General features: G+C 42.8%; 6 protein-coding genes and 1 pseudogene. 4 read left to right on the top strand and 3 right to left on the bottom strand.

The annotated features are described in order from the left end of the window. From Q0614_RS09750 to Q0614_RS09740, 3 genes are all read left to right on the top strand, one after another. On the top strand, positions 1-1,599 hold a 1,599-nt coding region (locus Q0614_RS09750), incomplete at its 5' end, for an NAD(P)H-hydrate dehydratase (RefSeq protein WP_298788363.1). Then, positions 1,590-2,168: a phosphoribosylglycinamide formyltransferase gene (gene purN / locus Q0614_RS09745; protein ID WP_298788361.1), complete on the top strand. Its 579-nt coding sequence runs from the start codon at positions 1,590-1,592 to the stop codon at positions 2,166-2,168. The genes Q0614_RS09750 and purN, both read left to right, overlap by 10 nt. Before the next feature lie 138 nt (positions 2,169-2,306). Beyond that, a complete protein-coding gene (locus tag Q0614_RS09740; protein WP_298788359.1) occupies positions 2,307-3,347 on the top strand; it encodes a DUF3137 domain-containing protein in 1,041 nt (346 codons plus the stop codon). 225 nt (positions 3,348-3,572) lie between these two features. Here the strand turns inward: Q0614_RS09740 and Q0614_RS09735 are convergent, their stop codons facing one another. Genes Q0614_RS09735 through dndC form a run of 3 tightly spaced genes read right to left on the bottom strand, consistent with a single transcriptional unit; the run spans position 3,573 to position 8,309 of the window. Next, positions 3,573-5,075, bottom strand: a complete 1,503-nt coding sequence (locus Q0614_RS09735; RefSeq protein WP_298788357.1) for an FtsK/SpoIIIE domain-containing protein — start codon at positions 5,073-5,075, stop codon at positions 3,573-3,575. Then, positions 5,075-7,075: an AAA family ATPase gene (locus tag Q0614_RS09730; RefSeq protein ID WP_298788355.1), complete on the bottom strand. Its 2,001-nt coding sequence runs from the start codon at positions 7,073-7,075 to the stop codon at positions 5,075-5,077. Before Q0614_RS09730 ends, Q0614_RS09735 begins: the two co-directional genes overlap by 1 nt. Further along, positions 7,062-8,309 carry a DNA phosphorothioation system sulfurtransferase DndC gene (gene dndC, locus Q0614_RS09725; protein ID WP_298788354.1) on the bottom strand — a complete coding sequence of 416 codons (1,248 nt, stop codon included), beginning with the start codon at positions 8,307-8,309 and terminating at the stop codon, positions 7,062-7,064. The genes Q0614_RS09730 and dndC overlap by 14 nt, the downstream gene beginning before the upstream one ends. A 40-nt stretch (positions 8,310-8,349) precedes the next feature. Between dndC and Q0614_RS09720 the strand changes: the two are divergent. Beyond that, positions 8,350-9,046 (top strand): annotated as a pseudogene (locus Q0614_RS09720) (IS1595 family transposase). Positions 9,047-9,561 lie beyond the last annotated feature (515 nt).

Here is a 9,561-nt window from a genome sequence, read left to right as displayed (position 1 = left end):
GCAAGCGCAAAATTTGGACTTAGCGAGCAAATTTTAATGGAAAACGCCGCCGGCAGGATCGAGAGCGAGATCAGAAAGCGGCTCAAAAAGGGTTCGCGCGTTTTAGCGCTTTGCGGCGGCGGAAATAACGGCGCGGACGCGATGGCGGCACTGCGAAAGCTAAGCGGCGATTTTAGCTGCACGGCGCTTTGCGTGCTTCAAAATAAAGGCGCGGCGGGCAAATTTCAAGCGAATGCAGCGCGGGCTACGGGCGTTAAGCTTATCGATGTCGCGAGCGCGAAAGACGCTTGCGAGCACGTAAAGGGCGCGTCTAGCAAGGATGCCTGCGCGCATGAAAGTGTAGGCGGTTCCTATTTAAAGGGCGCGAGCGAGCCGCGGGGAAAGCGCGAAAGCCTAAGCGGCGCGGACATTTTAGGTGGCGACGATAAATTAAGCACGAAATTTGCGGGCGCTAAATTTGAGATCGCGGCGCGCGGCGGCGAGTGCGGCAATCTAGGCAGCGAATGCGGCGAGCCGAGCATCCTGCGCGATGAGATTACAAGCGCAGACTGCATAATCGACGGGATTTTCGGCAGCGGTTTGAATAAACCGGTAAGCGCTGAAATTTGTGAAATTTTATCTCTCGCAAATAGCGCAAAATCGCTAAAAATCGCAGTCGATATCCCAAGCGGCATCGATAAGAACGGGCGCATTTTAGGCGGTGCATTTTGCGCGGATTTGACGATCGCGATGGGTGCGCTTAAACTCGCGCTATTTTCGGACGGCGCGAAGGATTATGTAGGGCGGATCAAAGTCGCAAATCTTGGAATTTCGCGCCAAAATTTTGAAGAGCGGAGCGAATATTTTCTACTTCAAAAAAGCGATCTGAAGCTGCCGCTACGCAGGAAGCAAAACACCAACAAGGGCGACTTCGGGCACACCTACGTCGTAAGCGGGCAGATGAGCGGAGCGGCGCAGATGGCGGCTCTAGCGGCGCATGCGATCGGCAGCGGACTCGTTAGCGTCGTTAGTGAGGGGCCGTTAAATCTAAGCCCGATTTTGATGCAAAAAAGCTCATTCGATGCCGCGCGGGTCGTAGTTTGCGGCTGCGGCCTCGGGGAGCGGAAGATCGATCTTGCCGCGCTGCGGGACAAAAGCTGCGTCATCGACGCCGATCTGTGCTACAAGCGTGAAATTTTAAGCCTGCTAAACGCCAATTCAAATTTAATCCTAACGCCCCATCCAAAGGAGTTTTGCTCGCTTTTAAAGATCGCGGGCATCGCAGATATTAGCGTGAGAGAGCTGCAAGAGCGCCGCTTCGAGCTTGCGCAGGCGTGGAGCGATAAATTTAGCGGTGTGCTCGTACTAAAGGGCGCAAACACGCTCATCGCCCAAGCTGGCATCATCTACGTCTGCGACAAGGGTAGCGCCGCGCTCGCAAAGGGCGGCAGCGGCGACGTGCTCGCAGGGCTCATAGGCGGGCTGCTCGCGCAAGGCTACTCGCCTCTGCAAGCCTCGATCTGCGGAGTCCTAGCCCACTCGCTCGCCGCGCGAGCCTTCGCCAAAAACTCCTACGCGCTAAATCCGCTCGATCTCATCGAGGAGGTAAAATGGTTGTGAAAAAGCTCACCGTGCTTTTTAGCGGTAGCGGCTCAAATTTGGAGGCGATCCTGCAGAAGCTGCACGGCAAAATTTTTGGCGAAACCAAGATCGAAGTCGTGCTAACGCTAAGCAACAAAGCGGACGCGAGAGGCATAGCAAAGGCCGCAAAATTCGGGCTAAAAAGCGTGATCCTAAATCACAAAGAGTTTGCTAGTCGCGAGGAGTTCGACGCCGTGCTCGTACGCGAGATCGAAAAAAGCGGCGCGGAGCTTACGGTGCTTGCGGGCTTTATGCGCATTCTCACGCCCGTTTTTACGAGCAGGGTTCGCGCGATAAACCTGCACCCGTCGCTACTGCCGCTTTTTAAGGGCGCGCATGCGATAGAGCAGAGCTTTGAGAGCGATATGAAGGTGGGCGGCGTGAGCGTGCACTGGGTCAGCGAGGAGCTTGACGGCGGCGCGATCATCGCTCAGCGCGCGTTTGAAAAGAGCGCAGGAATGAGCTTTGAGGCTTATGAGGCCAAAATCCACGAGATCGAACATGAGCTATTACCGCAGGTGATCGTAGAAATTTTGTGCCGAAGCTAAATTTAGCGCAGAGATTCGCGCTAAATTTAAAGAGCGAAATTCCGCGGAATTTTATAAATTTAAAGCTTAGTTCTTTAAATTTAGGGGCGGTTCGAGGCTAAGCTTTAAAATTTACTAGCTAAATTTAGAAAGAGAAAGATGACCGCAAACGAACTGGAAAAACTAAGGCTCGGCGTCCTAAATGAGGCGGAGCAGCGCAAAGGCACGGCGTTTTCGATAATAGTACTAGCGGTGCTAGCCTCGGCGCTGTGGCTATTTTTCAATTTTAGAGATCAAGAAGCAGCAGTAGACCTCTGCTGGATCATAGTGGTATTTAGCTGCGGCAGCATTTCTTTTAGAGTAGTGAATAAAGATGCAAATATAGTGCACGTATTTATCTTTTGCACCTTGCTGTGTATGCTTGCCAAAGGCGTAGAAATGTGCGAGAATGATACCTTGCGCTTCGTCATCGCACTCGTAACCACCTGCCTTTCTTTGTTTAATATCGCGGATGCCGTGCTGGAGCGGATCAAATACAACAGATCCAAAAAATTCGTCCGCGCCTTTAAACACCAATATATTGCGCCCTATATCGCAAGCCTAGGTTATCGCTACGAAATTTCAGGCTCGTTTAGGCCGGCGTATTTGCGCGCAAGCGGTCTTTTTGTGGATGGCATAAGCTATTTTGATTGGGAAGATAAAATTTCCGGCGTTTATGACGGAGTATTTTTCAGCTTTGCGGATGTTTGCGTGACCCACACCGACGAACGACATAACAGCAGGGGGATATTTTTCTACGCGGAATTTAAAAAGCGCGTAAACTCGGTGGCGGTGATCCTGCCTTCGCTCAGCGCGAGGCCAACACTCGGCGGACTTAAGAAGATCGCGATGGATGATAGCGAGTTTAGCTCCGCATTTAACGTGTATAGCGCCGATGCGGTGTCTGCAATGTATGCCCTCACGCCCGCCTTTATGCGGCGCTTGCTTCGCTTTAGAAGCGGTGCCGGCGGACCGATCAGTTTAAGCTTTTCTGGCAGAAACGTCTATATTTTCATCCGCACGGGATACGATAGTTTCGAGCCTAGCGTGGATCGTAGCGTACTTAGTTTCGATCCTGCGGCGTCTATCAAGCACGAGCTTTTATTCTTTCTATCCATAGTAAAAAGTCTAAAATTAAACGAAAATATCTGGCAGAATTAAATTTTAAAGCCCAGCTTAGGGTATAGATCGCTGCAAAATTTTAGGCTTTTGCTTTAAATTTACGCGCTACTACGCCATAACCGCTGCAACAAAATTCCGCCTGAAATTCCGCGGCACATTTAAACCGTGGAATTTATAGGATTGTTATAGCGACGCAAATTTTGTGACATAGGATTTAGGGCTTTTAGCTATTTTATCCTAGCATATTGTGACAAAATCAGCGATCTATTTTAGCTCTAAAAGCCGTTTAACATCGCCCTTGCTTAAATACGGCGCAAATATATGCTGCGGCTGCGAACCACTTAGTTTTACTAGCATATCGCCTGCGCCTAGAAGCTTTTCGGCTCCGCTTTCGTCCAAGACAATCTGAGAGGCTTTGACATTTTGCACTTTTAAGGCGATTCGTAAATCAAAATTTGCGCGCAATTCTTGCTTAAAAATATTTGCATTGGGCGTTTGGGTCGCTATGATTAGATGAATGTCCGCAGCACGAGCCTTTTGTGCCAAGATCACGATACTATCTTGAAGCATCTTAATCTGACCGAAAGCATCAGCAACTTCATCGAAAACCACAACTATACTTGGCATCGGAGTAGAAAGTTCAGCGTTTTTGCTGACACCTTCTTTGGCTAGAACACTATAACGTCTATCCATTTCCTTAATGACAGCATCAATCACGGCTTGTGTATGAGATATATCCTTGACTACTCCGCCAAGCTCGCTTAAACTTCTTAGTTTATCGTAAATACCAAACTCAGCTCCATTTTTAGGATCTATGAGTACAAAGCGTATATTTTGATTTAACATTGCTAGCGACGTAATGAGCGTATGTAAAAGCATGGACTTGCCGCTACCGCTAGTACCACCGATAAGCAAGTGCTGTGATAAATCAAAGAAAAATGCCTCATTTTTGATATTGCGACCGCAATAAGCGGGCAAAGCGTAGCTTTTTGTATAGCTAGATATATCGAAACCAAAATCATCTGCATCAAATTTTTTCCACTGACTTTTAGGTCTAGGCAAATATAAATTTAAGCTCATCTGTTCACCTGCGTATTGTGTTGAAGCATCGGAGTAAAGACCAAATTTTACCTTGTAGTCATCAACTTCGTTTTCAACCCGAGCATAGTCTTTCATATCTTTAAAGCGGATTTTAAATACGTCGTGACGCAATGCATGGTCACTAGATAGAATTTCTGCTTTTATACCGGCGGAAGTAAAATATTCTCGTATCTTATCCTCATATAACCTTTCAGAAATTGATTCTTCTGCAGGTATAATTTTTGGCTCTATTGTAACGCTAAATTCATCAATCAGGAATTGATAAAAGTCATCCTTGCTTTTGTAGAGATTATTTAGCTCGTAAAGTCCACGATGGATATATTTTTCGATAACACTAATAAAAATTGCATCGTCGCTAAAATCTAAATTTTCGCTCTTATGCCTTAGCATAAAAGCTGCACGTAAAATATCTGTATAGTCTTTAGATTCTTTGCCACTGCCAGTTACTTGGGACATATTATATTCTCCACCCCCACTAGAAAATCCATCGTATAGGATGAAATTAGCATAACATGGATTATCTAAACTTTTATATTCTAATCGAAAGGATTTGTTGATTGCCATCCTCAAAATTACATATTTAGGCACATCTACGGCGAGAGAATTTTTTATAATATTAGCAATGAAATTTTCTTCGCCGGCTTTGGTATAAATTTTCCCTAGCATTATTCTCTCCTTGGTTTTATGCTTGCACTATCTCGTGAATCTTTATCATTAGTGATGTCGTAAATCCCTGCGATTTTACCACTTGCAAATTCCAGCTCTCTTTGGCTGAATTCAGTATCTGTAGGTAACACGATAACTTGATTGGACGCATTTGCATAATAGTTTTGAATGACATTCTTACGGTTAGAGGCATCTAGTCTGGCTAGCGGAGTATCAATAATAAGAGGCAAGCATCTATCGCTTAACTTAGATAACGCCCAAAATATGCTAATCGCAGCAATTTGTTTCTGACCTGCACTCTGGCTTCGTACAGCAATAGCTTCTCCGCTTGCATCGATAAATTTCACGATGAAGTTATCGATCTTAATGTCCACTACGTTGTCCTCAGCAATTAGATGCTTATAATTAGACAAAATTTTATCTTTTAGTCTCTCTCCGGTTCTTGTTATGCGTCCCGATTTATAGGTGATAATCTGAGTCTTAATCTCCGATAGCAAATTCAACTTCTTTTTAATACGCAAGTCGCGGGCCGCTTTATCTTTTAACGCAGCAATTTCTATTTCTAGCTCGCCTATATGCTTTTCAGAGTTGGTTTTTTGTTCAATATTTTTTCTTAGGTTCTCGCTCGCTTCCAACTTTTCTACCTCTAATGCCTCGATCTCCTCGTTTAGACTAGCCAATTCCGTATCAACCGATGAATCTGAAATGAGATCATCTAGATTGCGTGAGATACGAGAGATATCAGACTTAGCATTTTTAGCGTCTCTTACGGCATCTAAAAGTTTAACGGAATTTTCTTTAGCAGCGCTATAAACGATAGGAATGGTGCTTTTATTAATTCCTTTAAATTCTCCGTCATTATTTTTGATAAATTCTAAAAATGCATCACGTAAATATGTATTTAAATCTATCGCGTCGCATTTAAACCCTATTTTTTCACGCAATAAGTAATCTGCGCTAAATTTGGCTAACTTAGTAAGGCTTTCTTTATTGAACCCGCTAGTATCACTACTCTTTTCTATCCTAGATAAAAGTTCCAAGAAGAATTCGTCCAATCCTGCGAATAAAATTTCACCACCGAATTCCGCAATACTTTGCTTGGCTCTTTGCAGGTTAGCCATAGCAGCATCTTTAGCATTTTGCAGGCCCTCGCTTTCTTTAGAATTGCTCCTTATCTTACCTTCCAATTCTTTCTTTTTAGCAGTTATAGCGGCAGATTTATCGCTCACTTGAGCTTCGTAAAATTTTATATTTATTTTAGCATTTTGAAAGCGCTCTTCCTCGCTTTTTTGTCGGCCCTCGCATAAGTCTAGATCAGATTTAATTTTACTTGCCATATTACTTTGTGAGATTAGTTCTCTTTCCGCCTTATTGATCTGATCCGATAATCTATCTAATACGGCAATATTCAACATGCTTTGAATTTTATCTTTTAGCTCGGTGCTGACCTCGTCTGCCATCGCCTCGATCTCTTCGCCGTCGAATACAAAAAACTGTAAAAAATTTAACGGTAGAATTCTCTCGATCTCCTCGCGAGCTTGATTGTTTTCCAGCCGCTCGCCATCTTTTATAAAAATTAACTTTTCGCATAGATCAGGAAATCTACTCCACTCTCTCCTAATGATTATCTCGCGTTTATCTTCATCAAACACTAACTCAATATAGAATTTATTCTCGTCGTTGCTAAGCGCACGACGGTTAAAAGCGCCCCGCCATCCGTTTTCACTATTTTGACCTAGCAGTAGAACCCTAGGTGTAAAAACACCTCTACTACGTGTGCCAGTAAAATTTAATACGACTTCCAGTACATTTTCGCCTGCATCTAGCATTCTGCTTCCTGCAAAAAGTAATTTCACGCTTCTTATAAAGCTAGTCTTGCCGAATCCATTCCTTCCGAAAAGTAAATATATGGGCTTGCCTTGTGACAAGGTAAATTCTACATTCTGTTCACCATAATAAGCGAAAAGATTACAAATCGTAATGCGTTTATAAAATATCATCACTCTCTCCTAGCTTCGCCGTTTCATCATCAATATTTTTCATAATGATCTCATAAATTTCGTTATCCTTGATACCTTCTTTTCGCACTATTTCTGAGATAATGCGCTTTGCCGCCTCTCCACCCTTACTTGTCGTATCGATTAAATCAACATCCTCTAATATGGGCGTTGAAATTTCAATATTTTGCATTCTGCCAAACTCCTTTGATATTGTAATACACGAGCTTTCGCTATCGAATTCTTTTTCCCAAATCTTAGCGATCATTCCTAGTTGTTCGTCACTAATTAGCTCACTGCCGCCGCACGCCTTAAATTCTGCTTCGGCACGCAAAAGCCTTCTTAGAATTTCTTTTCGCGCCGAAGACGTAAAAGGTCCTGGACTAAAACTACCATCTTTTTTAAAATCGCACCTCATTGAACGATTTTCCCTAGCCTCCTTTATAAAATTCCGAAATTCATTTAGTACCGCCAGAGAGCTCTCACCACTTTTTATGAAGCCTTGCATAGATTTATCTTCGTTTACCAGCGTACATACCCAACATCCAAAGCGGCTTCCACCGCAGCTACTTTGCGACTTATCGATTATAAACTGACATTCATCGCCACTAGCCTGCGAATAAAGCGAAAATAACTTAGCGTGACTAATGCCCCAAGGTGGCGGATTTTGCGTAGTAAGATAGCTCCAAACATCCTCTGTAAGCCACTCGGTGATCGGCGAATAAATTAGTACATTCTCGTAGTCATCATGCTTACTAAATCCATCCTCGCTAACAGTGCGCTTTTCTATACTTCGACGACGATTCATACTCTCACTTTTTCGTACGCCTAGCGTCATTATTGCACTTCCATGCTTTTCTACGATATTTTTTACAATTGATTTCATAGGATTTATTTTTAGACGTTCTGTACACCATCGAAATATACGCGTAGGACTTGGATAACCTTTACCAATAAGATTTACCCAAAATTCATTTTGCGGCGATGGATGAGCAACTATTATTTCAAAAGGAAGTCCGCGCGTCTTGGCGTCTAAATTTATCGCCTTTACAATATTTTTAAAATAAACGGCTACATTAGGAGCTTCTACTAAAGTATCTGAAAGTATCGCATAAGTAGGATTTAACTCATCTTTAGGCAGCTTGGTTATCATTTCATACATTAACTGCAAAACACAGGTAGAATCCTTACCGCCGCTAAAAGTAATAATCCACGCACGTTTATATTTTTGGCTCAAGACAAGTTAAAAACTTTCAAAGGAGTTTTTAACTATGATCCTGCTAATGAAAAACAAGTATATTTATCATTCCCGAATTTCAGAAAAGAAATTTAGAGAAATTCTCAAGTATTTTGCAGAGGATATAGAAGCTACTAAAATAGCAAATTTTACGGGAATCTCTAGAATTCCCATCAATAAAATTCTAAAGAAGATTAAAATTCTTATGACTAATGAGTGCGAGAAAATTTCTAAATTTAGCGGAGAGATAGAAATAGACGAAAGCTACTTTGGAGCTAAAAGGGTAAGAGGTAAAAGAGGTAGAGGAGCAGCAAACAAAACTCCGGTATTCGAAATGCTAAAGCGTGATGGTAAGGTCTATACTCAAGTAGTCAAAAACTGCTCTGCAAGTGAACCAATACCGATACTGTCGGAGTTTAGCTATCTTGACGAAAGCGTGATTTACTCTGATTGTTGGAAAGCTTATGACGGCTTAGTTGACTACGGAGCTAAAGCTCATTATAGAGTAAAGCACTCCAAAGAATGAATTCGCAAACGGCAAAAACCATATAAACGGTATTGAGAATTTCTGGGGATACGCTAAACATAGACTAGCTAAATTTAAAGGAATAAAGAAAGAGAATTTCTTGCTTCATCTAAAAGAGTGTGAATTTAGATATAATAACAGTAAAGACACAAGAGAACTCTATCATATTCTGCTAAAAATGATAAGAGAAAATCCACTTAACTTATCTTGAGCCAAAATTTAATCAAGAATTTGCGAGGTTTAAAACTCGCGAAAAGTTTTTGATCATGTTTTTGAATGAAATTCATCCATACCGAATAGTTAAATTTGCTGAAATTTAAAATTTTTGAAAGATTTCGCCGCTTGGAACTTCGCACCGCAAAATTCCGAGAGCGGAATTCCAAAGTAAAATTTTACACCAAACCAATGCGTGTAGAATTTTGCTCGCGATGAAGCCTCGCCAAATGTAGCACAAAAGCTCCGCTAAAATCTTGCGGATTTGCGGTGCCTAAATTTACGCGCCAGGCGCGAAGTTAAATTTTACATTTCGCGCCGTAAAATAAGCAACCATCAAATTATGAAAAATTTGCAAATTTTATAAAATTCGGGCTTTTAAAATTTCGCTTCAAAAGCCCGAACCGAGCTATTTCACCAGCTCGTAATTATACTCTTTCGTGCCGTCGAGTAGATTCGTGACGTTGTAGCCTCGCTCGTTTAGGGCTTTGGCGAGCTTGGCGCTGCGGTTGC

The sequence above is a fragment of the uncultured Campylobacter sp. genome (assembly GCF_937997595.1).
Taxonomy (GTDB): domain Bacteria; phylum Campylobacterota; class Campylobacteria; order Campylobacterales; family Campylobacteraceae; genus Campylobacter_B.
Note: the sequence above shows the minus strand (reverse complement) of the source record. Positions and strands in the feature narration are given on the sequence as shown.